The following is a 24,526-nucleotide window of genomic DNA, read 5'->3' on the forward strand; positions in this document are numbered from 1 at the left end:
TATCTATTCGTTTTTTTCCATGAGTGTCTTATAATGATAGTAAACCTAGCCTAAGCGAGGTGACCTCCCTTGTTGCGGGGATTATATACAGCGGCAAGCGGCATGCTGACGCAGCAGCGCCGCGTCGAAATGCTAACGAACAACATCGCCAATGCCAATACGCCGGGATACAAGTCGGACCAAGCGGCATTGCGCGCGTTTCCGGAACTGCTTCTTTCCCGTTTAGATAAGGTGAACGTGCCGGCCAAAACACCGCGTTCGCTTCCATGGCAGCCGACGGTCGGACCGCTCAACACGGGTGTGTATATGCAGGAGCTGATTCCAAACTTCCGCCAAGGAGATATGAAAGAAACGGGGCAGCGAACCGATATCGCCTTAGTCAACGGAACGCTTCCAGTCGATGCCACGACGGGGCAACAAGGCGCGCTCTTTTTTGTCGTGCAAAATGAAAACGGCGACATCCGCTACACAAGAAACGGCAATTTTACCGTCAATCCGCAAGGGTTTTTAACAACGAACGATGGCTGGTACGTATTAGATGAAAACGGCCGGCGCATCCAGCTGCCAAGCGCGGATTTCACCGTCAGCCCAGACGGTACGATCACAGCGGGGAATAACCGCATCGCCAGAATCAATATCGCATTTGCGGCCAACCCAAATACGCTCGTGAAAGAAGGAAACGGCCTCTTCCGCAGCGACAACGGAGCGCTGCCGAGCGCGCTTGGCAATCCGAATGTGACTTATACGCTTAAACAAGGTTTTATTGAACGGTCCAATGTCGACCTTGACCGCACGATGACAGAGCTTATGTCCGCGTACCGCGCCTTTGAAGCAAACCAAAAAATTGTACAAGCCTATGACCGCAGCATGGATAAAGCCGTCAACGAAATCGGCCGCTTGAGATGATGATGAGGGGGACATGCACGTGTTACGTTCGATGCTTACCGCCGCCAATACGATGAATCAGCTGCAGAAGCAGCTCGACGTCATAAGCAACAACATCGCCAACAGCGACACAACCGGATTTAAACGGCGCGACACGAATTTCGCCGAACTGCTCGCCCAGCAGTTTACGAATTTGCCCAACGACAGCGGCAACCGCCTGACGCCAAACGGCGTGCGCTATGGCGTCGGCGCACGCCTTGCCGAGACGAATGTCGTGCTCGCGCCAGGGGCGCTGATGCAAACGGGCCGCTCCTTGGACATGGCGCTGACAAAAGAAAATCAATTTTTCCGCGTGCTCATCCAAAGAGGAAACGGCGAACAGGAAATCGGCTATACAAGAGCGGGGGCGTTTTATTTAACACCATCTGGCGAAAATGGGTGGATGCTCGTCACCAGCGACGGCAACCCGGTGCTTGACGAAAACAACGAACCGATTGTGCTTCCGGACGGATTCAAAGATATCACGATTTCCAACAACGGCACGCTTACCGCCATCGCTCCCGACGGCCGTGCCATGACAAGCGCCAATCTTGGCATTACGACGATCTTGCGCCCGCAGCTGCTGCAGTCGGCCGGGGACAACATATTTACCATGCCAAACCTTAACGCATTGAACGTCAACGAAGCCGATGTGGCGGTTAATATGACCGGCAATTTGCGCGCGCAAATCGCCGTGACGCAGGGCGCGCTCGAGCGGTCGAACGTCGACCTTGGCACCGAACTGACCGAGATGATGGTTACCGAGCGCGCATATCAATTGAACGCCCGCGCCATTTCTCTTTCTGAACAAATGCTCGGCCTCATTAACGGAATCCGTTCCACCTAAGGAGAAATTCGTATGAAAGAACAACAGCTCGAGGAAAATCAAACACAAACAGAAGAAGTAAGCACAGAAGAAGTAAGCAAGGAAGAAACGCGGGCGGAGCGGAGGCGCCGCTTTCAGCGCACCCGCCTCATCCCGATTTGGCTGCGCCTGATCATTGTCGCCGTACTGATGGCCATCAGCCTTGCCGCTGGCGCCATGATCGGCTACGGCGTCATCGGCGACGGCAAGCCGTTCGATGTATTCCAGCCCTCTACCTGGCAGCACATCATCGACATCGTAGAAAAAGGTACGAAAAGCAAATAATCGTTCGGAGGCAGCTGCCCTCCTTTTTCTGCATCATCATAATAGAAAGGTGGCATATAAATGCTTGACATTCAACAAATTCAAGCGATCATCCCGCACCGCTATCCGTTTTTGCTCGTGGACCGCATTCTTGAAATCGAAGAAGGAAAACGCGCTGTCGGCATCAAAAACGTCAGCGCCAACGAAGCGTTTTTCGCCGGCCACTTTCCTGAATATCCGGTCATGCCTGGCGTCTTAATCGTCGAGGCGCTCGCCCAAGTCGGCGCCGTGGCGATGCTGAAAAAAGAAGAAAACCGCGGCCGTCTCGCCTTTTTCACCGGCATCGACAACTGCCGCTTTAAAAAGCAAGTCAAACCAGGAGACCAGCTCCGCCTTGAAGTCGAAATCATCCGCGCCCGCGGCGCAATCGGCAAAGGCAAAGGTATCGCAACGGTGGACGGCGAACTCGTCTGCGAAACAGAAATCATGTTTGCCCTTGGCGATAAGCAAGGCGAGTGAAACGAAGCTCTCCTTTCCCCGATGAAAGGAGAGCCTGTTTGTTTTGTTTATGGTAAAATAAACGTCAAGAAGGAGGGGAGACGATGGAACGGCTAGTGGAACAAATTCTTTTCGAGTTGAAAGAAATGCGGGTGGACCTGAACGAAGTGAAACAAAGCCAAAAGCAGCTGGAATCGGATGTACGCGAGCTTCGTGCAGGTCAAAAGCAGCTGGAATCGGACGTACGCGAACTGCGCGCCGGTCAAAAACAATTGGAATCAGATATTCGCGAATTGCGCGCCGGTCAACAACAGCTGGAATCCGACGTTCGCGAATTGCGGGAAGAACAAAAGCAGTTGCGCCATGATGTGCAGCGGCTGCAAGCAGAAGCGGCCGAGCTAAAAGCAGGCCAAAAGCAGTTAGAATCCGTTGCTCAGGAGCTTCGTGCAGGTCAAAAACAGCTGGAGTCGGATGTACGCGAGCTTCGTGCAGGTCAAAAACAGCTGGAGTCCGATGTCCGCACGCTACAGGAGGCGGTTGCCGAACTGCAGGAGGGACAAGCGCGGGTTGAACAAACGATCGGCAAGCTTTCGCAAAGCATCATTGACAGCTTAGCTCCTTATTTTGACCAAATTACCCAGCATATCGATGAACGATATGAAGAGATCCATGACAAATTACACCAACACGAGCGGATGATCGAAACCCTCTCCTATCGTTCCCTCGCCCAAGAAACCGAACTCAAAGACCTCAAACGAATGATGCAACATTCCTCAGCAAATGCATGAAATTCTCCTTTCTGGGAAACATAAGCAAGGGACCGGTTTTACATAAAGGTCACGAATATTTCACAGAAAGGAGAAGAAACGATGAAGAAAAAATGGCTTTTATTAAGGCTGTTTTGCGCGTTCGTCGCCATGATGATCGCGGCAGGCTGCAACTTGAACAATGACAATGACAGACAAAGTCCGCCAGCGCCAAACAACAATGTCGATCGAAATAACAACGTCGATCAAAATAACAAAAATAACATCAACGATAAGGATATGAACCCGGCGGACGACATTAATCAAAACGATGACGCCAACAACAACAATATGAACAACGGCGATTTCAACGACAATAAAAACGATCGCCTGATGCCGGGCAACGACACCAACAACGGACCTGGCGACGATGAAAACGACAGAGTTCCTGATCGCGAAGATCCAATCGAAGACCCGCAAGATACAAACGATAAAGACAATAAAGACGAATAACGAGAAAAGGTTGCCTCATCCAAACGAGGCAACCTTTTTTATTGGCTGACAATACTTTCGTCATTTGCGAAGCGTGCTGATTAGGAAAATAAAACCCATGGATATATCTGTCCTAATCATTTATAATTAGTAAGGTATCATGTGGCTCGAACGCAATGGACTTATTTGCTAGGAGGTATAGGCTTATTATGGAAGAAACTATCAGCCTGCGCGAACTATTCGAAACATTGCGGAAACGTCTTTGGCTAATCGTGCTTATTACCGCGCTGGCGACGATCGTCAGCGGCGTTGTCAGCTATTTTGTGTTAACGCCGATTTACCAAGCATCGACGCAAATTTTAGTCAACCAGACGAAATCGGAACAGCAGCTCTATAACTATAACGAAATCCAAACAAACGTGCAGTTGATCAATACGTATAGCGTCATTATTAAAAGCCCGACGATTCTGGAAAAAGTAAAAGAAGAACTAAATTTAGACCGCACAGTGGACGAGCTCAATGAACAAATCCAAGTCTCAAGCGAGAAAGATTCGCAAGTGTTCTCGGTAACCGTTCAAGACCCGGATCCGGCGATGGCCGTGAAAATCGCCAACAAAACAGCCGATGTGTTTAAAGAAGAAATCGTGAAAATTATGAACATCGACAACGTCACGATCCTCTCGAAAGCCGAAGTAAAAGAAAACCAGGCACCCGTGAAGCCGAAACCGCTCTTGAACATGGCGATTGCCTTTGTCGTTGGTTTGATGACCGGTGTGGGGCTTGCCTTTTTACTAGAATATTTAGATAACACGATCAAAACCGAAACAGATGTCGAAAAACATCTTGGTTTGCCAGTGCTCGGTACCGTAAGCATCATTTCTACAGAAGGATCGAAAAAAGCGAAACAACAAGTAAGCATGACGAAAACAAGAGGTGAAACCATTGGCTCGTAGGGACCGCAAACAAACGAAAAAACTTGAACGCAGCTTGATTACTATCGAAGATCCGAAATCGCCGATTTCCGAACAGTATCGGACGATCCGCACCAATGTGCAGTTTTCATTTGTCGACGCGCCGATGCGTTCGCTCATGGTGACATCCACCGGCGCAGGAGAAGGGAAATCGACGACGGCGGCCAACTTGGCAGTCGTTTTTGCCCAGCAAGGAAAAAAAGTGCTGCTGATTGACGCCGACTTACGCAAACCGACAGTGCATTACACGTTCCGCTTGAACAACTATATGGGGCTGACCAATGTCCTCACAGGCTCGGCGCCGCTCTTGCCGACATGCCAGGCAACGAATGTGGAGAACTTATCCGTGCTAACATCAGGACCGATTCCGCCAAACCCGGCCGAGCTTCTTAGCTCCAAAATGATGACACAATGCATCGAGCAACTGTATGAATCATTTGACCTGCTCCTGTTTGACACACCGCCAGTATTAGCGGTAACGGACGCGCAAATTTTGGCGCATCAATGCGACGGGACGGTGCTGGTCGTCGAAAGCGGCGGCACGGAAATCGAAGTGGCCGTCAAGGCAAAAGAGTTGCTCGAAGCAGCGAACGCGAAACTGCTTGGTGTCGTGCTGAACAAACGGAAACATCGCCAAGGGCAGTATTACTACTACCAATATAAATAAAACAGAAGGCTTCCTAATGATTGGGAAGCCTTTAGCATGATGGAGGAGAGAAACCGTGAGAAATGTTTTGCTGGCCGTGCTGCTTGTCATCAGCTGCACATCTTTTATCATTGTCGGGAATCTGTACTGGCAGAAAAAAATCGACGCTACCGTCCGCCAAGCGATGACGGAAGCAACCGAGTTTTCCAAGGAACAAGCTTCCCATGAAAAAGAAACAAAGTGGATGGCCTATGCCAAAAAGCTACCTGAAGAAGTACAAACAAAAATCAAGCGAGCCATCGAGACAAACCGTCCACTGCGCCTTGTCATTGCCGGTTCGGAAGCGACTCCTGCTGCCAAGGACGGCTGGCCGGCGCTGCTAAAGCAACAGCTTGACGCTGCATATGGAAGCGAAGTATTTCAAGCCGTCGTCAAAGAATATAAAGGAATGACGACAAAACAGGCGATCGATGAAAACATCGCTGAGCAGCTGATCGAAGAAAAACCAGATATTTTACTATGGGAGCCGTTTTTACTGAACAATAACGGCGTCATTGATATGAACGATACGTTAGAGCACATCGATGCAATGATCCAAACGATCACTGATACGCTTCCCGATGTCACGATAATGCTGCAGCCGCCGCATCCGATCTACAATGCCACATACTACCCAGAGCAAGTTAAACAGTTTCAAGCGTTTGCCAAAGAAAAAGGATACATATACATCGACCACTGGAAAGCATGGCCGGATTACAAAAGCGAAGAACTAAACAAATACGTTGACCCGGACACCGATCTACCGACGAAAGACGGCCAAAAGAGCTGGGCGGGCTTTTTAGCCGACTATTTCATCGCAAAGTAAAAGCGTACCTCGCAATATATGGAGGTACGCTTTTTCCATTACGACGCCGTTTTCAGCTCTAAATGTTCTTTTAATTTATTCGAAATAGCCAGCCGCTCCTTCTCCGGAACAATCAAGTAATACGTCCCGCCAATCATTTTCCCTTGCCCCGTAATATGAAGCTGCTCAATATGATGGCGGGCTTCTTTGTAATTGGCTTGAATTTCTTGCATTTCGTCAAACGTTAAATTCGTTTTCATATTTTTCCCGATGGCTGCTAATACATCGTTATAATTGGCGAGCGACGAAAAGCTTGCCCCTTTTTCGATGATCGCTTGAATAATTTGCTTCTGACGGTCCTGACGCCCAAAATCGCCGCGCGGGTCTTCATAGCGCATGCGCGAATATTTCAATGCTTTCTCTCCGTCAAGCGTAATTTTGCCTTTCGGGAAATGCACTCCTTCATACGTAAATGCAAACGGGTTGTCCACCGTCACCCCACCGACCGCATCGACAATATCACGGAAGCTTTCCATGTTGACTTTAATGTAATAATCAATCGGAATGTCTAAAAAATGTTCCACAGTCGCCATCGTCATTTCCACGCCGCCAAACGCGTACGAATGGTTGATTTTATCTTCCTTTCCTTTGCCGACAATTTTCGTTCTCGTGTCGCGAGGAACGCTGACCATTTCAATCGATTGTTTATTCGGATTGACCGTCATCACAATCAGTGAATCGGCGCGGCCTTTGTCGCCTTTCCGCTCATCCACCCCGATGAGCAAAATCGAAATCGGCGTTTTCTTCGCAAACGATACTTCCTCATTGCGTTTAGCGGATTTCCAGGAAACCTCTTCATGCATTTGATTAGCCGTCTGTTTGACGTTGTGATACACGGAATAAGCAAAGACTCCCGCGCCAATGAGAAGCGCGGCAACAATCCCGCCAATCCAGCGCAGCCATTTTTTCTTTTTTCGACGTTTTGCTCTCATGTATAACCTTCCTTTAGCATCAGATTTGGATGCAGCTATTAAGATTATAGAGTTTTTTTCCATGCTGTACAACTAGAAGAAGTACGACGACTAGGAATTTTTCACTATAATAACCATAACTTGCTTAAAAATGCAATAAAATATCCCCTATTCGACAGATTTCTACAAAACCCACCGATTGATAGTACTGATTTCCTATGTTAACATTATGTTAACATAGAAATTGTTTAGTAGATCAAAATAGCAAGGAGAAGCGGGGAATGATCGATATACATAGCCATATTTTGCCTAGCGTCGATGACGGCGCGCAAACAATCGATGATGCGATCGCCATGGCGCGTGCGGCCGTAAAAGAGGGGATAACGACGATCATCGCCACTCCCCATCATAAAAACGGAAGCTACGATAATCCAAAACCATCGATTATTGCCTTGGCGGCGCAGCTCAATGATGCCATCAAGCAGCACAATCTTCCGCTCACCGTGCTTCCGGGGCAGGAAGTACGCATTCATGGCGATTTATTAAAAAGCCTCGAAGCAAACGAACTGATGACATTAGCCGATACATCGTATTTGTTAATCGAATTTCCGCCCGACCATGTGCCCCGTTACGCCGAACAGCTGTTGTTTGAGCTGCAGCTAAAAGGCGTGATCCCGATTATTGCACATCCAGAGCGAAATATCGAGATCGTCGAACATCCGGACCGCCTTTATCAGCTCGTAAAACGGGGCGTGCTGACGCAACTCACCGCTTCGAGCGTATCAGGACATTTCGGGAAAAACATCAAAAAGTTTTCTTTGCAGTTGATTGAAGCGAACTTAGCGCATTTCATCGCTTCCGATGCCCACAACACGACAACCCGTCCGTTTCGGATGCGTGAGGCGTACAATGTGATTGATAAAGAATTCGGCATCGATGCGGTTTATTACTTTCAAGAAAACGCCGAGCTTCTCATCCAAGGGCAAGCAGTGTACCGCGAAGAGCCGAAACGGATCAAAAAGAAAAAATTCCTAGGCTTGTTTTAATATGTTTTATGGTAACACCTGGTTGTCATAAAACATTTTTTCTTTTTATTTGGTTTTGTCGAATAGCGGAGAAAATGGGGTCGAAAGATAGGTAAACGAAACGAAAAATATAGTAGTAGTACATGTTAAATGGAAAGGGTGTTTCCGCTTTTCGGTGATGTCTCCTTACCGTTATCAATGGAGGCACTCGGCCATACCGTGGGTGGGGACGATGACGGTCTTGCCACCTTAGACGCTAGTCGTCGAGGGTATGGTGTGAGGGCGGGTTAGATGCCCGGTTTTATATGAATTTAGTTTTGGTCTATTGCTGTGAATAGTCTAAAACTAAATTCATATATTTTTGCTATCAATACATAGAAAAGAGGGATTTCATTGAAAAAAGTACGCAAAGCGATCATTCCAGCAGCGGGGCTCGGCACGCGCTTTTTACCAGCAACGAAAGCGATGCCGAAAGAAATGCTCCCAATCGTTGATAAACCAACGATTCAATACATCGTCGAAGAAGCGATTGCCTCTGGTATCGAAGATATTATCATCGTCACAGGGAAAGGAAAACGCGCAATCGAAGACCATTTCGACAACGCGTTTGAACTGGAACAGCTGTTAAAGCAAAAAGGAAAACTAGACTTGCTGGAAAAAGTAAAAGAGCCATCCAAAGTCGATATTCACTACATCCGACAAAAAGAACCGAAAGGACTTGGCCATGCCGTCTGGTGTGCGCGCAATTTTATTGGCGACGAACCGTTTGCTGTTCTTCTTGGTGATGACATTGTTCAAGCGGAAACGCCGTGCTTAAAACAATTGATTGACCAATATGAACAAACATTTAGCTCTGTCATCGGCGTCAAACAAGTGCCTGACAATGAAACACATCGCTACGGCATTATCGACCCACTCGAACAATACGGACGCCGCTACCAAGTCCGCCAATTCGTCGAAAAACCAGCACCAGGCACCGCACCATCTAACTTAGCGATTATGGGAAGATACATACTTACACCGGAAATCTTCCTATTCCTTGAAAAACAAGAAGCTGGCGCTGGAGGGGAAATTCAGCTTACCGACGCGATTCAAAAATTGAACGAAATTCAACGCGTCTTCGCCTACGAATTCGAAGGCAAGCGCTACGACGTCGGAGAAAAGATCGGGTTTATCAAAACGACGATTGAGTTTGCGTTGCAGAATGATGAGTTAAGAGATGATTTGATTCAATTTATAGAACAAGTTCTAAAAAAAGAAAAGGACTTTGGAGAAGTTTAAAGGACTCCTGTAATCAATAATTTAGGAGGCGAGATAGAAAGTGGGGGTTAGCTCCAGCAAAAAAAATGATTTTTTTAGGGAATACGCAGTTGCAATAGATACGCAGTACACAATAAGAAATCAAAAAGCAAACATAAAATATTATCCGTATGTAAAGCGGTTTTTAGATATATTGCTATCATTGTTAGCATTGCCAATTGCTATTCCTATTATTTTAATTTTTGCTGTTATTATCAAACTAGAAACACCCGGTCCAGCGTTTTTTTTACAAGAGCGGGTAGGATTACATGGAAAATATTTTAAAGTGATCAAATTACGTTCCATGGGAGTAAACGCAGAAAAGAATGGCGCGCAATGGGCGACAAAAAATGATCCTCGTGTTACAAAAGTAGGAGCATTTATCCGTAAAACAAGAATTGATGAACTCCCGCAATTATTTAATGTGCTGAAAGGCGATATGAGTTTGATTGGCCCAAGACCGGAAAGACCAATGTTTACTGCACAGTTTAACGTGGAAATCCCAGGCTTTGTTGATCGGTTGCAAGTAAAGCCCGGGATCACCGGATGGGCTCAAGTGAACGGTGGATATGATATTACCCCTAGAGAAAAATTGGAGTTAGATCGTTATTATATTAATAATATGAGCTTTTGGCTCGATCTTAAAATTATTTTAAAGACGATAAAAGTTTGTATAACAGGTGATGGAGCGAGATAGAAAAAACGAATTCAATTCATAGAGAAATTTGTTAAGAAAGAAAAACACTAAAATAATTATTAAGCGGAACTAAAGTCAATTGCGTTTATTGATGATGACCTGTCATAAACAAAATGACAAACAAAGCAAAACGAAATTCGTCGCCCGTCCACTTTGGAAACATATTGGGAAGCCGTGGCAGTGTTATTCCGCTATTTGAAAAGCAAATTCAAGCAGGTGGTCCTGTCACCGTTACCCACATCCGAATATGACGCGCTATTTTATGACGATTTCGGAAGATCCCGGCTCGCCATCCAAGCCGGCGTGCTCTCCCCAAAGACGGCGAAATCTTCGTCTTGGACATGGGAAAACCAGTCAAAATTCATCGATCTCGCGAAAAACTTAATCAAACTATTCGGATACACCATCGAAGAAATCGGCATCGAATTTACCGACATCCGTCCAGGAGAAAAGTTGTTTGAAGGGTTGCTGAATGAAAACGAAGTCTATCCAGAGCAGGTGTTTCCGAAAATGTTTATAGGGAAAGCATCGCTTATTGATCAAAAAGTGTTACAGCAATTTTATAATGAGGTGGCAATTGTGAATTTAATTAATAAAATAAAGAGGCTTATTCAACAAGACTTTTTAAAAAATGTATTAACATTAATGACTGGCACCACAATTGCCCAGTTGTTGCCTATTCTCGTTTCTCCTCTTTTAACAAGGATGTATACCCCTAGTGATTTCGGAGTTTATGCACTTTATGTTTCTATCATAAATATCCTGTCTGTTATTGTTACATTAAGATATGAATTTGCAATAATGTCGCCAAAAAAGAGAGAAGATGCACTCAGTGTATTCTGTCTCTCTTTAAGTGTTTCGTTTATTATTAGCTGTTGTATATTTATTATTATTGTCTTATTTAATAAAAACATTATCGATTTACTAGGAAACAAAAATCTTGTTAAATGGATATATTTTATTCCTTTGAATAATTTTTTGCTAGGTGTCATCCAGATATTTAACTATTGGTTTAATCGGGAAAAATTATTTAATGTTTTAGCTACTAGTAGAGTCATTCAAACTTTTGCGAGTATCATACCTAATATCGCAATAGGATTAATTTATAAAAATGAATTAGGGCTTATTTTTGGAAACATATTGGGTGCTACTGCTTCGGTAGTATATTTATCATATAAATTCATAGCGAATAAAAATGTTTTCTATGAACTTAGAAAAAGTATTTCATGGATAAAAATAAAAGAACAAGCGTTGTTATATAATGAATACCCGAAATTTAATACATTAAGTGCATTCATGGACACAATCTCATTACAATTACCATCGATATTTGTAAGTAAAACATATTCGAGTACTAATTTAGGGTATTTTAATTTAACAACTAGAACAATAAGCACACCGTTGTCAGTAATATCTTCTTCAGTGTCACAAGTGTTTTTTCAAAAAGTCTCAGAGGCGTATAATCAAAGCAAGCCTCTGCGTCCAATTGTTTTAAAAACGGGTAAGTATTTATCATTGATTTCTCTTTGTCCATTAATAATTTTACTGTTTTTTGGTCCTGAATTGTTTTCTTTTGTTTTTGGTGCTAACTGGCGAATTGCTGGGGAATTTGCAAGGATATTAGCATTCTCATATGCGATAAAATTTGTTGTGGCGCCTCTTAGCGTAACTTTTTTTGCTGTCAATAGAATTAAGGAACTATTAAAATTGCAATTTTTTAGATCTGTAGGTGTTATCATTGTTTTATTGATTTGTGTCCGTCTCCCGATTGAATCATTTATTTATGCTTATGCTTTATTTGAATTTTTTTATTATATAATCTATATGATAGCTATTTTAAAAGTTAGTTAGTTTTAGTATTTGTTTAAAATATTGTTTTGCAAAAAATAATTTTATCATGCAGTCTGTATGCTATAGATTCAGTGAAAATAAAAAGAGGAAGATGGAGCTGTGGCAGCTGGAAGCATAGTCACTAAAGATGTAGAGAAAGAAGAACTAGTGGCAGGAGTGTCGGCAAGAAAATTAAGAGATGTTCCTAAGGATCAGTTGTTAAGAAACCAGTAAATAGGAGAACTTATAGGTACTAAAAATTTAATAATAAGGAATGATAAAAATTGAAGATAGCCTATGTGATAGCAGGCACTTTTGACAAGGAAAGTGGAGTAGTAAAAAAAATATATAATCAAATCAAAGAATGGGAGAAACATGGAAATCAAGTAAAGCTCTTTTGTTTCACTAAAAGAGAAGTTACGAATTTGTTAAAGTCATTAGATATTGAAATTATCAATTTTAGAAATAACTTTAGTTTCGTTTTAAATCCATTTTTAACAAAAAAAGTATTACGATGGAGACCTGATATTGTTTATTTTAGACAAGATTTTTTTACACTCTCATTTTATTTTCTGTTCAATAAATTACCTACTGTAATTGAATATAATTCTGATGACATAGAAGAAGCAAAACTGATTTATAGTTTTCCAGTTAGAATTTTCCATTTAATAACAAGAGAGTTGATTAATAAATCTGCTGTTGGTTTTGTAACGGTAACATACGAGCTTGAGAAAAAATTGGAAAAATATAATAAACCAATTATTACGATTGCAAATGGAATAGATAGAAACACTGTAAAAATACAAAGAAAGAATCATACTAGTAAGATTATTAATGTATTATTTCTTGGTTCCCCTAATCAGCCTTGGCATGGAGTAGACAAAATATATTATTTGGCTTCGAAGCTTCCAGATGTAGACTTTCATTTAGTAGGCATTACAGATGAAGTAGCCTTAGATAATGTTCATACATATGGCTACTTGAATTTAGAACAATATGTAAAAATAGTAGAAGTATGTGATGTAGGAATTGGAACATTAGCGCTACACAGAAAAAAAATGAATGAAGCCTCCCCCTTAAAAGTAAGAGAGTATCTACATTTTGGGTTACCAGTAATTATTGGTTACGAAGATACAGATTTTATTGGAAAAGAAGAAGATTTTATATTAAAAATTCCTAATAATGAAGATAATATTGAAAATAATATACACCTAGTTTCAGACTTTATTAAAAATTCTAAGTATATAACTGTTGATAGGAAAAAAATTGCTCATATTTATTTTGAAGAGAAGGAAAAGAAAAGATTAGGATTTTTGGCTTCTTTTATTGACAAAGGTGTTGCAAAACTAGAGTAAAGACTTGAACTTACGCAAAAGATACAGCATAACATATACAGTAAATAAAGAGGCAAGTAACTCTGTTGTTGCTGCATCATTCCGATCGGCCGTGGTCAACACATGAGATAAGATGATGTCTTCGGCAGTGATAAAGAGGTTCAAGATTCATAAACCAACTGTTGCACCATCAATAAATCTACAATACCTTATCTTTCTAAGAATTAACACTCCATTGCTCAAAAGCAGTGGTAAGTCATCTCGTTCATTTGATAGTGTCATAATGACGCAAGAAATCATCAAGGCACTGACTGTTGTTCATAGTTTGGGCATCATAGGAAGCACCGAATCACGCTGGTCATTTTTTTGAATAATAAAGGAGCGTGGGATGAGAGTCTAATTTTTTAAGTTGCACAACGGCATATCATTCAGCACTTTCAACGAGTGTCGAAACAAGCAAGCTAATCTTTTTGACAATTGACCATCAATGATATGATTGGCAAGAAAATAAATCTTTCGTCACAGGCGTAACGTGCGATTCAAGGATATGACTATCATTTCTTTCATACCGATTACCGATCCATCAATTTGGGATGATGGCACCAATCAGTCTGGATTGATGATGTGATGTGTTCACTAGGTGTTCCTGCATGCGTTTCATCAGTATGAGAAGTTGTCTGGTATCAGTAAAATCTCCCTTATCATCACGTGCGTTTTTACTTAGTACATTTATACAAGAAAGATGTAGCAACGGGAAATTTGATTTTTTTTGAATAAGTGTTATTGCATGATTTTTTCATGGAGAAAAGACAATCGATATTCCACATACCAAGGGAGTTATTGAATAAGTGATTAGTATTTTGAATTTTTCTTGAATTTAATTTGTTTATTTTCTTAACATGATATTACTATGAGGCTGAGGTAGAATTATGATTTTAAATTCAAAAATAAAAAACAGCTTTGTGTATTTACAAATAATTTTGTTTATAGCAATAATTAATTCTGATTATATTTATGGGATTTTTAGCTCGAAGAATATTTATTTGAATAATTTGAGGAATATTTTATTTTTAATATTACTAATACTAATTATTATAAAGTTATTTACCACAAAAAATAAGCTCATTATTGTAAATAAAATAATGTTTTATTTCTTTGTTTTTTTAGTATATATAATTGTAAGTTGGGGATGGATTACTCCAGCTACCGAGTATGGAGGGCAAAAATTACAAGAAGTTTTAGCGAGCATAATTTTAGCTTTTATGCCAGTTCTTTTACTGCATGATTATATAGAAGTAAAAAAATATTATAAATGTCTTCTTGCTATGAACTTAATTATCTTAACAATGACGGTATTTGTGAACGATTTTTCAAGCTATTCAATGGATACTAGGTTAACAATGAATGGAATAAATCCTATATGGATAGCAAGATTTGTAGGTGAAATTATTATTTTACTTCTTTTCCTTATAGATAAGAAAAGAATGCTCCTTTTTAAATATGTATTAATCGGTCTATTAACTATCGTTATACTGCTCACTGGCTCAAAAGGTCCACTGTTAAGTTTAATAATTGCTATTTTACTTGTGAATATCATGTGTCTAAAAAAATATATATATTTACATGATGTATTAAAAGGTTACTTTAAATTGCTGTTATTGTTGTTAAGTATATTTTTATTCGTGAAAGAAGTAGTGCTCAAATTAATTTCTTTAGATTACTTAAAGGAACGATTTATTATAGAGAATTCGGAAGCTTCTTATGGTAATTATTCTAGAGCCCATTTATTTAAAATGGCTTTCGAGTATTTTGTCAATCATCCATTATTTGGGAACGGTATCGGTTCTTTTGGTTATTTATATAGTGGTCATGATATTAGGGAGTACCCTCACAATGTGATATTAGAAGTTATGAGTGAATTAGGGATACTAGGGCTAATTTTATTATTGACACCTATACTCTTAACAATTAAAAAATTTTATAAGTATGTTAAGTACGACAATGGTGTTTACCTCAAAATGACAATGACATTATTTATTTACTATTTTATTAATAGCCTAGTTTCTGGAGATTTAGGTTTTAGCAATATCGGTATCTTTTTGTATGTTGGTTTGTTAAATCATTTGTATGTTTTAAACCTAAATAAGCAAAAACTTTAGTGTGGTATCTCTAGTAAGATGAGTAAAATATCTACTTAACCGACTGTTAGCAAAGGTTTGAGAATCATGAACCAATATGACTGCTGCGCATGAGTGTAGCTAGTTGCTGATCTCATTAGCCCCCTAATGAATTTGGACACTCGATAAGGTTGTTTTTTATCATCGAAGTGACCAAACGAAGGGGGCTTTTGATATACATGAAGCGGAGAAGACATTCCAAGGAATTTAAACTGCAAGTAGTGAAAGAAGTATTAGAAGTCCAGAATTAAGCGTTAGTGGCTAGACGATATGAGATTAGTCCGAACCTAGTTCAACAGCGTTGGGTAAAAGCTTATCAGGAAGGTCAATTTGAGGAAGTATCTGCTACCTCCTCTTTAGCTGAAGTAAATAAAAAAGCTAGAGGAGGAAAACGAACAACTCAAGAAACTGTTAGGGGAAAATTTAGAATTGCGATTTTGCGTGATTTGATAAAAAAGAAGAATCCTTACTTACTGAGAAATTGGGAGTAGCCAAGCGATGGATCGGGAAAGGGTATCCAATTACAAAAATGTTGGAGATTCTGGAAATCAATCGCTCGACTTATTACTATCAACAAAACGGAAAAGTTGAGAAGAAAACAGTAGGTGGGATACGTCTAAACACCTGGCTGTTCTCTGACCAAAACCTATCAAAAAGTGCCAGACGAGCAAATTAAAGAATGGTTATCCGAGCTTGTGATGGGTGAAGGATTTGCCTATGAATACTGAAAGCTGACAATCCAGTTGAGAAGAGATTATCAGCTCTTCATCAGTCAAAAAAGTTTATCTATCGATTGTGCAAAGCGATGGATTTACTACGTCCACAGCGAGAGAAACGAATTCGATATCCAAAGAAACTCACCCGGAATCGCATCATTACTGGTTCGAATCAGCTATGGGAAATGGATGTGAAATACGAATATATTGAAGGAGAAGAACGCTTCTTCTTTGTCTTATCGCTCATCGATGTGTATGACCGTTCTCTGATTGATTACCAGATGGGACTGAGCTGTTCGGAAACGATGCCGTACAGACGCCAAGGAGAGTGTTATTCAAGCGTCAACTATTGAGCATAAGGATAAGCCTGTAATATGAACCGATAATGGATCGCAATTCATCTCATACGCCTTTGAATCTGATTGTGAGAGTTTTAAATCGAGTATGAACGAATTCCACCGCGGACGCCAAATATGAACGTACATATTGAAGCGTTTCATCGTTTACTGGAGAAGTATCTAGGAATAATGATGTTTGACAGCTATGAAGAAGCCTATCAAGCTGTGATGGAGTATATGTGGTTTTATAACGAACGGAGGATTCATTCGAGTATTCTCGATCTTCTGTCGCATGAATTTTACAAAAGAGCGAAAACGGAAGCGTTCATGATGAAAGAAGTTTGAGTATAAGGCAAGAGGAATTTGATCTTTCTTGCCAAGAAAAAATGAGAAATTTTAAGAATAACATAAAATTAAGATAGAATGTGTTCAAAATTAGGGGGTTAATCCGATGTCATCTTTTGATCTACAATGCTCCTAATTAGGATCGAGGAGGATAACTATGAGCACAAAAAAACCGTTTAGAGTTTTGCATATTACAGGTGGTATGAATCGAGGCGGTGCTGAAACTATGATAATGAATATTTATCGCCATATGAATCGGGAATTAATACAATTTGATTTTGTTTCATACTATAAAGACAAATGTCATTATGATGATGAAATCATTAATATGGGAGGGCGAATAATATATTGTCCGCCTCCTAAAGAAACAGGAGTATTGAGATTTATTAAAAATCTTATAGAAATTATTTCTGATAAGGGTCCGTTTATTGCCGTACATAGTCATACACTTCATAATATAGGGTTTACCTTACTTGCTGCGAGATTATGCAATATCCCAAAAAGAATTTCACATTCACATAGCACGTCTGATTATGGAAGCCATTCATTTGTACGTAATATATATTTTAAGATTGCTAGGATGTTAATCAAAATCAACGCTACTGATATGGTGGCTTGCAGTAAAGATGCGGCTTATTATTTATACGGTTATAAAGATTCTGATTTGGTAGGTAGAGTTTTTTTCTTACCTAATGCTATTGATCTTCAACAGTATGAACGATTAGATAAATCTGCAAATTTCTTAAGCCGAAAACAACTAGGGATATCTAGTAGTACACTTGTTCTTGGCCATGTAGGAAGATTTGTTCCTGTAAAGAATCATAAGTTTTTTATAGAACTTGCTAGCCAATTAAAAAAACAAGTAGACGATTTCCGTATTGTCTTAGTGGGTGATGGTCCATTACGTAGTGAATTTGAAAGGGAGGTAAATAATAGAAATTTAGGTGAAAATTTCGTTTTTCTTGGTATAAGGTCCGATATTCCGTTTCTTATGAACATGTTTGATGTTTTTCTTTTACCTTCACTTTATGAAGGGTTGCCGGTTGTGCTAGTAGAAGCACAAGCTGCAGGAACCCCATGTGTGGTTTCATCTACAATTACTCGAGAGTCAGATATGGGTTTGGGACTTGTAAAATTTGAAGACATCGATAAGGTAGAAAACTGGATTTCAGCAATCAAAAGAGCTATAAATGATAACAACCATCTACCTAATCATGTTATTTTAAAGAAGATAAGTGAGCTGGGATATGATGTAAAGCAAAATGTGAAGATTCTTACTGAACTTTATATGGAAAGTTTATGAAAGACCCTGAATTTTAATACAAAAGAAATGTGGATGTATAAATAGTACTTTGCCGCGGTTTTTTAGCGTTTTTTATTTTTTCTGTGATTTTTTACTCTGATCTATATAAGTCCAACTTGAAAATTCACCATATTAACAGGTCTGACTCTTTGGAGTGCTTTTTTCCATCCCATATCATACATTTGAGAATTAGAAAACGCTATATTTTCAACATGTTGAAAAATCAAGTTGAACTTATATAATCTTATATAATTCCATATAGAAACTGAGGTACTATATATAAATACAACTTAATGTTTCGTCTTTTTCACTTTTTATCAAAAGATTTTTCGACTGTCGGAGACAAGTCGATGACTTGCCTTCGTCACACATAAGCGTGACAGATGACCGAACAAAACCGCAGCGGACAAATACCGTTTGTCCGCATGACGGGTTGTTGTTCGGTCACTGACAGTTGAAAAAATGGATCATGAACTTATTATTCCGCAAGAAGTAGAATTTTCAAGTTTCACTTATATAGATATAGAATGGTGTTGTAAATTAAGGCAAAAATGCGAAGTTAAGTATAATATAACACATGTAGTAAATATCCATGAAATCTATACTATCTTGATTGTTCTAATTCATTACTTTTCAACTTGTTTAATACCTGCTCTATCTCGCGATGAAATTCAAACTGCTATTGGTCAAACCACGTTTTTAAAAAGAGAGGAAGAACTTGATGTCCCTCATTACTGCGGGGATTGATGGGGGAAATGCATATGATTCCTGTTTGTTTAGCTGTTTGGTGAATTTTTTTCGCTGTGATACGCTGCTAGCCCAATGTACGTATACGGTACTCCATTGCTACAAAAAAGTAGCAGCGAAGAAATAATCATGTTTGCCTCTGGTTTTTGTTTTTGAACAGTTTCTATGGTTACAAAACAATCGATTGTTTACGCATGCTTTTATAGGTTTTGCAATTCATTTTCTTATTAGTTTTTTGAGATAGTGCTTATGTCGATTATTAATTCCGTATAAAAGTGAGGTATTAGTAAATGGATGTGAAGGTTTCTATAATAATGGGCATACATAATTGTGAAAAAACACTAGGTGAAGCCATAGATTCAATATTAAGCCAAACATATGATAATTGGGAATTAATTATGTGTGATGATGGTTCCACAGATAAGACTTATCAAATTGCTCTTGATTATTCCCAAAGAGATAAAAGAATAAAAGTAATTAAAAATAAAAAAAATATGGGGTTAGCGAGAACATTAAATAATTGTTTGGCAATGAGCACCGGCGAATATATAATGCGCCATGACGGAGATGATATTATGGTAAAGGATAGAATAGAAAAACAAGTCAAATTTATGAAGGACTATAATTGTGATGCATGTGGTTCAGGAATTTATTTATTTGATGAACAAGGGGTATGGGGAATTCAGCAACCTCCAATAGTGCCAAATAAACAATGTATGATTACAGGTGCTCCTTTTATCCATGCTACAGTAATTATGAAAAAAGAAAAGTTACTTCAAGTTGGGGGTTATTCAGTTAATGAACTTACAAAACAACGACTTGAAGATTATGACTTATGGATCAAATTTTTTGAGAATGATTTTATATTAAGAAATATTAAAGAGCCATTATATTACTACAGAGTAGATAGAAATGCTTATAACAGAAGAAAGAAAAAGTTTAGAATAGCTGAAACAAAGGCGAGATTAGATGCTTGTAAGAGACTAAATATTCCGTATTTCCAAAGGATTTTTGCTCTAAAGCCTTTGTTAGCGATAGCAATTCCTAACAGTATTATGAGGTACTATCATAAAAGAAAAGCGAGAATTAAAGGAGTAGGAAAATGATGGATAGAAAACCGAAAAACTCAGTATGCTATTTCTGGTTCGTTTAGGAAACTATGTTATAATTATACAAATTGAACTAAAAGCAATTACTGATTTTCGGATTTCTTCTTAAGTAGCATGGAAACAATTGAGGGTTACACTTTCTCTTATCCGCTTCTATATGTGCTCACATAAATTTAGATTCGGTGGGTGGCAAAATAGTATAGTGAGTCGTTTTTATTTACAATGTTTTTCTCATCTTTATCCGTTCTTTAGATTTGATTAGGAGCAGTATGAATATAAGATAGTAAATTTACACATATTAGGAAAACGAGTTTTATATGTTATGCTCTATACAGATGTGTTTTGTCATGGTTATTTCGACTTTGAATGAAAAATTAAGATAATAGGAGAAAGAGATGAATAGATAATGGAGAGGAAAAAGAAAGTTTTATTTTCAGCTACTGTTTATACCCATTTGGCAGCATTTCATAAACCATTTATAAAACTATTACAGGACAATGGTTATGAAGTGCACGCAGCAGCAAATCCAGATCATGGACGTAAAGAAGAAATAGAAGAGATGGGGGTTATTTGTTGGGATATTCCTTTCTCTAGATCACCTTACCAGTTATCGAATTTTAAAGCCGTAAGGGAACTAATAAAACTATTTCAAAAATATTATTTTGATTTAATTCATGTTCATACTCCGGTTGCGGCCTTTTTAGTAAGATACACGGCAAAAAAATGTAAACAAGGATCCGTTCTTTATACGGCCCATGGATTTCACTTCTATAAAGGGGCTCCCATTCAAAACTGGCTTATCTATTATACGGCTGAAAAACTAGCGAGAAGATGGACAGACGGTCTAATAGTGATGAATAAGGAAGATTATCGAAATGGTCAAAGATTGGGATTCAAGGAGAATGAATCCCTATTTTTTACGCATGGAGTTGGTGTTTCACTTGACCAATATAGTGTTAATGAGAATGTTAATGTCCGTGAACAATTAGGTATTAAAAAGAATGATGTTGTAGTGACATATATTGCAGAAATAAATCATAATAAAAATCATTTATTTTTACTGAGAAATTGGAAGAAAATTTTGCAGTATAACTCCAATGTTCATTGCTTGATTGTAGGTAAAGGTGAAAAAGAAGCGGAGCTTAAGAAATATGTGGAACAAAATCATTTGAAGAATATTCACTTTTTAGGGTTTCGTAATGATATTCCAATGATTTTGTCCGATTCAGATATCATAACGTTATTATCATTTCGAGAAGGCTTACCTAGATGTATTATGGAAGCAATGGCCTCTGGAAAACCTTTAGTTGTAACAAATATAAGGGGATCAAGAGATTTGGTGAAACATGGTGTAAATGGGTTTGTAGTCGACTTAGAAGATGACCACTCTTTAATTGAGTCATTTGCAAAGTTAATTAATGATAAAAACCTACGGAAGCAAATGGGGCAAGCTTCTTTAAATGAGATTCAACCTTATAGCTTAGCAAATGTTCTTCAAGAGATGCAGAGAATTTATTCACGATTTATTAGGGAATGACTTTAATTTTATGGAGGAATTCAAATGACAATCCTTGTGACAGGTGGCGCTGGTTATATCGGCAGCCATACTTGTGTCGAATTGTTGAACGTTGGGTATGACATTGTTGTCGTTGATTCATTTTGTAACAGTAAACCGGAAGTGTTAAAGCGAGTCAGCGAGATTACGGGAAAAGAGTTTCCTGTTTATCATATCGATTTGCTTCAAAAGGATGATCTTGAAACTGTATTCTCTAAACATTCCATTGAAGCGGTGATTCATTTTGCTGGATTGAAAGCTGTAGGGGAGTCGGTAGCGACTCCCCTTCTTTACTATCATAACAATATTATCGGTACGTTAATGTTATGTGAAGTAATGCAAGCGTACGGTGTAAAGAAGATCGTATTTAGCTCTTCGGCAACAGTATACGGAACGCCGAAGCGTGTGCCGATTTCTGAAGATTTCCCGCTTCAAGCAACAAACCCATATGGACGGACGAAGCTGATGATTGAGGAAATTTTGCGTGATTTATATGTGTCTGACAATGAATGGAGCATTGCTCTTTTACGTTATTTTAATCCGATTGGCGCACATCCAAGCGGGCGAATCGGGGAAGACCCGAACGGGATCCCAAACAACTTAATGCCATATATTACACAAGTAGCGGTAGGAAAATTAAAAGAACTTCTCGTGTTTGGCAATGACTACCCAACAATAGATGGTACTGGAGTTCGCGATTATATTCATGTTGTTGATTTAGCAATCGGACATGTGAAAGCATTGGAAAAAGTAATGAATACAACAGGAGTAGAGGCGTATAATCTCGGCACAGGGCGGGGATACAGCGTTCTTGAGCTCGTATCGGTATTTGAAAAAGTAACAGGCGTCAAAATTCCATACAAAATCGTCGATCGTCGTCCAGGAGATGTAGCCATTTGTTATGCCGACCCGACTAAAGCAAAAGAGGAGTTGGGTTGGGTTGCTACAAGAGGGATTGAAGAAATGTGCCGTGATGCTTGGCGGTGGCAGTCAAATAATCCGAATGGTTATCAGGAGGAAGTGTTAGTTAGGAATTAATTAATGTTTGTTGGGGAAGTTTTTATAGACCGCAATTGGAATCGGATGAGCCTACTGGAATGTTGGACGAGCACGTGAAAACAAGACGGGCGATTTTTAACCATTACGTGCAAGCGTTAGAGGATATCGAAGGCGTTCACTTTATACCTGAATTGAAAGGTACGATGTCCAACCGCTGGCTGACGACATTGACAATCGATCGGCAAGCGCTTGATGTGACACCAATGGATATTATCAACGCGCTTGCGGAGGAAAATATTGAAACACGGTCTGTATGGAAGCCGCTTCATCTGCAGCCTTTGTTTAACGGAGTAACGTATTACCCGCATCAGGAAGGTTGGAGCGTTTCCGATGAATTGTTTGCTAATGGCATCTGTTTGCCGTCTGGTTCCAGCATGACCATTGAGGAACAAAACCGGGTCATTGACATCGTTGTCAAAACGATCAAGCGATAAATAGCCGTTTGCAAGCCTCCTGTTGAAGCCATTCTGATATGATCCCCTTATAGTAGACAGAAAAAAGAAAGCCAATTAATCTGTCTACTATGGAGGGGATTTTTCTATGGGAAAAATACGAAAAACATATGATGCAAAGTTTAAAAAGAAAGCTGTGGATTTATATTTGAAAGAGGGCATGGGCTATAAAACGGTGGCGAAAGAATTAGAGATTGATGAGTCCATGGTACGTCGATGGGTGAAACGCTATGAACAGGAAGGAATGAAAGGGCTAGAGGAAAAACGAGGAAAGGCAAAAGGACCAGGCAAAGGAAGACCAAGAACTCGTCCGGAAGATCCTGAAACGAAAATCAAGCGTCTGGAGGCGGAAGTAGAGATGCTAAAAAAGCTCTTAAAGATGTGAAAGGGGGAATGGAAGCAGTACCAGCTCACAAGAAGTTCGCGATTATTCAAGAAATGGCTGGGTGTTATGGTTCGATTCAACCATTATGTGAGATAGCAGGCGTGTCTCGAAGTGGATATTACAAGTGGGTAAAACGACAGGAACGCCCTTCTCAGAAGCAATTGGAAGATGCGCAGTTAAAGAAAAAAATCAAGGAGTGCCATGAAGAACTGAAAGGAATCTATGGGTATCGGAGAGTCAACGTTTGGCTGAAACGGAAATACAAACTGGATATCAACCATAAACGAGTACAAAGGCTGATGAGGGAGATGGGAATCCGGGCGGTGATTCGGAAGAAACGGCCTTATTACGGAAAGAAAGAGCCTTATGTGATTTCAGACAACCATCTAAACCGAGATTTCCATGCGTCCAAGCCAAACGAGAAGTGGGTGACAGATATTACCTATTTAATTTTTAATGGGCAAAAGCTCTATTTGTCTGCCATTAAGGACCTATACAATAACGAAATCGTGGCCTACCATATCAGTCAAAGAAATGACATCAAACTGGTCATCGACACGCTAAAAAAGGCCATAAAAAAACGGAATGTAAATGGACTCCTCCTACATAGTGATCAGGGGTTCCAGTATACATCCCGTCAATACAACAACCTACTAAAAAGATACAATATAAAGGCCAGTATGTCCAGGAAAGGAAACTGTTTGGACAATGCCTGCATGGAAAACTTCTTCAGCCATTTCAAGGCAGAGTGTTTTAATTTGTACTCTTTCCGCACGGCCGAAGAGGTGAAGGATGCTGTACACAAATATATTCGTTTTTATAACCATCAACGTTTCCAAAAGAAATTAAATAACCTGAGTCCTTATGAATATAGGACTCAGGCTGCTTAAATGTGCTTTTTTATTCCTGTCTACTTGACAGGGGTCACTTCATT

26 protein-coding genes and 2 pseudogenes are annotated in these 24,526 nt (G+C 39.8%); 25 read left to right on the forward strand and 3 right to left on the reverse strand.

What is annotated here, in order from left to right:
• Positions 1-69 precede the first annotated feature (69 nt).
• From AC1WMD_RS12905 to AC1WMD_RS12945, 9 genes are all read left to right on the forward strand, one after another.
• The gene (locus AC1WMD_RS12905; protein WP_494257502.1) at positions 70-906 is read left to right on the forward strand and encodes a flagellar hook-basal body protein; all 837 of its coding nucleotides are present in this window, start codon (positions 70-72) and stop codon (positions 904-906) included.
• 19 nt (positions 907-925) lie between these two features.
• Positions 926-1,771: a flagellar hook-basal body protein gene (locus AC1WMD_RS12910; RefSeq protein WP_494257504.1), complete on the forward strand. Its 846-nt coding sequence runs from the start codon at positions 926-928 to the stop codon at positions 1,769-1,771.
• Positions 1,772-1,783: 12 nt separating this feature from the next.
• Positions 1,784-2,074 carry a DNA-directed RNA polymerase subunit beta gene (locus AC1WMD_RS12915; RefSeq protein ID WP_494257506.1) on the forward strand — a complete coding sequence of 97 codons (291 nt, stop codon included), beginning with the start codon at positions 1,784-1,786 and terminating at the stop codon, positions 2,072-2,074.
• Between the two features lie 60 nt (positions 2,075-2,134).
• Positions 2,135-2,572, forward strand: coding sequence for a 3-hydroxyacyl-ACP dehydratase FabZ (gene fabZ / locus AC1WMD_RS12920; RefSeq protein ID WP_494257507.1), 438 nt, complete (start codon positions 2,135-2,137; stop codon positions 2,570-2,572).
• 83 nt (positions 2,573-2,655) lie between these two features.
• Positions 2,656-3,339 (forward strand): coiled-coil domain-containing protein, encoded by a 684-nt coding sequence (locus tag AC1WMD_RS12925; protein WP_494257508.1) that lies wholly within the window; start codon positions 2,656-2,658, stop codon positions 3,337-3,339.
• Positions 3,340-3,420: 81 nt separating this feature from the next.
• On the forward strand, positions 3,421-3,810 hold the full coding sequence (locus AC1WMD_RS12930) for a hypothetical protein (RefSeq protein ID WP_494257509.1): 390 nt from the start codon (positions 3,421-3,423) through the stop codon (positions 3,808-3,810).
• Between the two features lie 188 nt (positions 3,811-3,998).
• Positions 3,999-4,742 (forward strand): YveK family protein, encoded by a 744-nt coding sequence (locus AC1WMD_RS12935; RefSeq protein WP_494257510.1) that lies wholly within the window; start codon positions 3,999-4,001, stop codon positions 4,740-4,742.
• Positions 4,732-5,427 carry a CpsD/CapB family tyrosine-protein kinase gene (locus tag AC1WMD_RS12940; RefSeq protein WP_494257511.1) on the forward strand — a complete coding sequence of 232 codons (696 nt, stop codon included), beginning with the start codon at positions 4,732-4,734 and terminating at the stop codon, positions 5,425-5,427. The genes AC1WMD_RS12935 and AC1WMD_RS12940 overlap by 11 nt, the downstream gene beginning before the upstream one ends.
• 55 nt (positions 5,428-5,482) lie before the next feature.
• Positions 5,483-6,271 (forward strand): SGNH/GDSL hydrolase family protein, encoded by a 789-nt coding sequence (locus AC1WMD_RS12945; protein WP_494257512.1) that lies wholly within the window; start codon positions 5,483-5,485, stop codon positions 6,269-6,271.
• A gap of 38 nt (positions 6,272-6,309) precedes the next feature.
• Here AC1WMD_RS12945 and tagU read toward each other — a convergent pair whose 3' ends face one another.
• Positions 6,310-7,242: a polyisoprenyl-teichoic acid--peptidoglycan teichoic acid transferase TagU gene (gene tagU, locus AC1WMD_RS12950; protein WP_494257514.1), complete on the reverse strand. Its 933-nt coding sequence runs from the start codon at positions 7,240-7,242 to the stop codon at positions 6,310-6,312.
• Positions 7,243-7,502: 260 nt separating this feature from the next.
• Between tagU and AC1WMD_RS12955 the strand changes: the two genes are divergently transcribed.
• The 6 genes and pseudogenes from AC1WMD_RS12955 to AC1WMD_RS12980 all read left to right on the forward strand — a co-directional run bounded on the left by AC1WMD_RS12955 (position 7,503) and on the right by AC1WMD_RS12980 (position 13,427).
• Complete coding sequence (locus AC1WMD_RS12955; protein ID WP_494257515.1) at positions 7,503-8,267, forward strand: tyrosine-protein phosphatase; 765 nt, start codon at positions 7,503-7,505, stop codon at positions 8,265-8,267.
• Positions 8,268-8,639: 372 nt separating this feature from the next.
• Positions 8,640-9,527, forward strand: a complete 888-nt coding sequence (galU, locus tag AC1WMD_RS12960) for a UTP--glucose-1-phosphate uridylyltransferase GalU (protein WP_494257516.1) — start codon at positions 8,640-8,642, stop codon at positions 9,525-9,527.
• Between the two features lie 40 nt (positions 9,528-9,567).
• Complete coding sequence (locus tag AC1WMD_RS12965) at positions 9,568-10,242, forward strand: exopolysaccharide biosynthesis polyprenyl glycosylphosphotransferase (protein ID WP_494257517.1); 675 nt, start codon at positions 9,568-9,570, stop codon at positions 10,240-10,242.
• A 146-nt stretch (positions 10,243-10,388) separates the two neighbouring features.
• Positions 10,389-10,812, forward strand: a pseudogene (locus tag AC1WMD_RS12970) (polysaccharide biosynthesis protein); the annotation flags it as partial.
• Between the two features lie 9 nt (positions 10,813-10,821).
• Entirely contained in the window at positions 10,822-12,093 is a 1,272-nt protein-coding gene (locus AC1WMD_RS12975) for an oligosaccharide flippase family protein (RefSeq protein WP_494257541.1), read from the forward strand.
• 263 nt (positions 12,094-12,356) lie between these two features.
• Positions 12,357-13,427, forward strand: a complete 1,071-nt coding sequence (locus AC1WMD_RS12980) for a glycosyltransferase (RefSeq protein ID WP_494257519.1) — start codon at positions 12,357-12,359, stop codon at positions 13,425-13,427.
• Positions 13,428-13,472: 45 nt separating this feature from the next.
• Here the strand turns inward: AC1WMD_RS12980 and AC1WMD_RS12985 are convergent.
• Together AC1WMD_RS12985 and AC1WMD_RS12990 are read right to left on the reverse strand one after the other, a co-directional pair.
• Positions 13,473-13,571, reverse strand: a pseudogene (locus AC1WMD_RS12985) (ISNCY family transposase); the annotation flags it as partial.
• 551 nt (positions 13,572-14,122) lie between these two features.
• Complete coding sequence (locus tag AC1WMD_RS12990; RefSeq protein ID WP_494257520.1) at positions 14,123-14,233, reverse strand: hypothetical protein; 111 nt, start codon at positions 14,231-14,233, stop codon at positions 14,123-14,125.
• A gap of 102 nt (positions 14,234-14,335) precedes the next feature.
• Here AC1WMD_RS12990 and AC1WMD_RS12995 point away from each other — a divergent pair, with 102 nt between their 5' ends.
• The 10 genes from AC1WMD_RS12995 to AC1WMD_RS13040 all read left to right on the forward strand — a co-directional run bounded on the left by AC1WMD_RS12995 (position 14,336) and on the right by AC1WMD_RS13040 (position 24,482).
• Entirely contained in the window at positions 14,336-15,565 is a 1,230-nt protein-coding gene (locus tag AC1WMD_RS12995) for an O-antigen ligase family protein (protein WP_494257521.1), read from the forward strand.
• An 823-nt stretch (positions 15,566-16,388) separates the two neighbouring features.
• Positions 16,389-16,652 carry a hypothetical protein gene (locus AC1WMD_RS13000; protein ID WP_494257523.1) on the forward strand — a complete coding sequence of 88 codons (264 nt, stop codon included), beginning with the start codon at positions 16,389-16,391 and terminating at the stop codon, positions 16,650-16,652.
• An 84-nt stretch (positions 16,653-16,736) separates the two neighbouring features.
• On the forward strand, positions 16,737-16,982 hold the full coding sequence (locus AC1WMD_RS13005) for an integrase core domain-containing protein (protein WP_494257543.1): 246 nt from the start codon (positions 16,737-16,739) through the stop codon (positions 16,980-16,982).
• Positions 16,983-17,139: 157 nt separating this feature from the next.
• Positions 17,140-18,285, forward strand: a complete 1,146-nt coding sequence (locus AC1WMD_RS13010) for a glycosyltransferase family 1 protein (protein ID WP_494257525.1) — start codon at positions 17,140-17,142, stop codon at positions 18,283-18,285.
• A 1,037-nt stretch (positions 18,286-19,322) separates the two neighbouring features.
• On the forward strand, positions 19,323-20,138 hold the full coding sequence (locus AC1WMD_RS13015) for a glycosyltransferase family 2 protein (RefSeq protein ID WP_494257527.1): 816 nt from the start codon (positions 19,323-19,325) through the stop codon (positions 20,136-20,138).
• 409 nt (positions 20,139-20,547) lie between these two features.
• Positions 20,548-21,678, forward strand: coding sequence for a glycosyltransferase family 4 protein (locus AC1WMD_RS13020; protein WP_494257528.1), 1,131 nt, complete (start codon positions 20,548-20,550; stop codon positions 21,676-21,678).
• A 24-nt stretch (positions 21,679-21,702) separates the two neighbouring features.
• Complete coding sequence (galE, locus tag AC1WMD_RS13025) at positions 21,703-22,734, forward strand: UDP-glucose 4-epimerase GalE (protein WP_494257529.1); 1,032 nt, start codon at positions 21,703-21,705, stop codon at positions 22,732-22,734.
• Between the two features lie 59 nt (positions 22,735-22,793).
• Entirely contained in the window at positions 22,794-23,189 is a 396-nt protein-coding gene (locus AC1WMD_RS13030; RefSeq protein WP_494257531.1) for a DegT/DnrJ/EryC1/StrS family aminotransferase, read from the forward strand.
• Between the two features lie 106 nt (positions 23,190-23,295).
• Positions 23,296-23,592 (forward strand): transposase, encoded by a 297-nt coding sequence (locus AC1WMD_RS13035; RefSeq protein ID WP_494257532.1) that lies wholly within the window; start codon positions 23,296-23,298, stop codon positions 23,590-23,592.
• Positions 23,593-23,600: 8 nt separating this feature from the next.
• Positions 23,601-24,482 (forward strand): IS3 family transposase, encoded by an 882-nt coding sequence (locus AC1WMD_RS13040; protein ID WP_494257534.1) that lies wholly within the window; start codon positions 23,601-23,603, stop codon positions 24,480-24,482.
• Positions 24,483-24,526: the final 44 nt, after the last annotated feature.

The sequence above is a fragment of the Parageobacillus sp. NEAU-HV-2 genome (assembly GCF_059115485.1).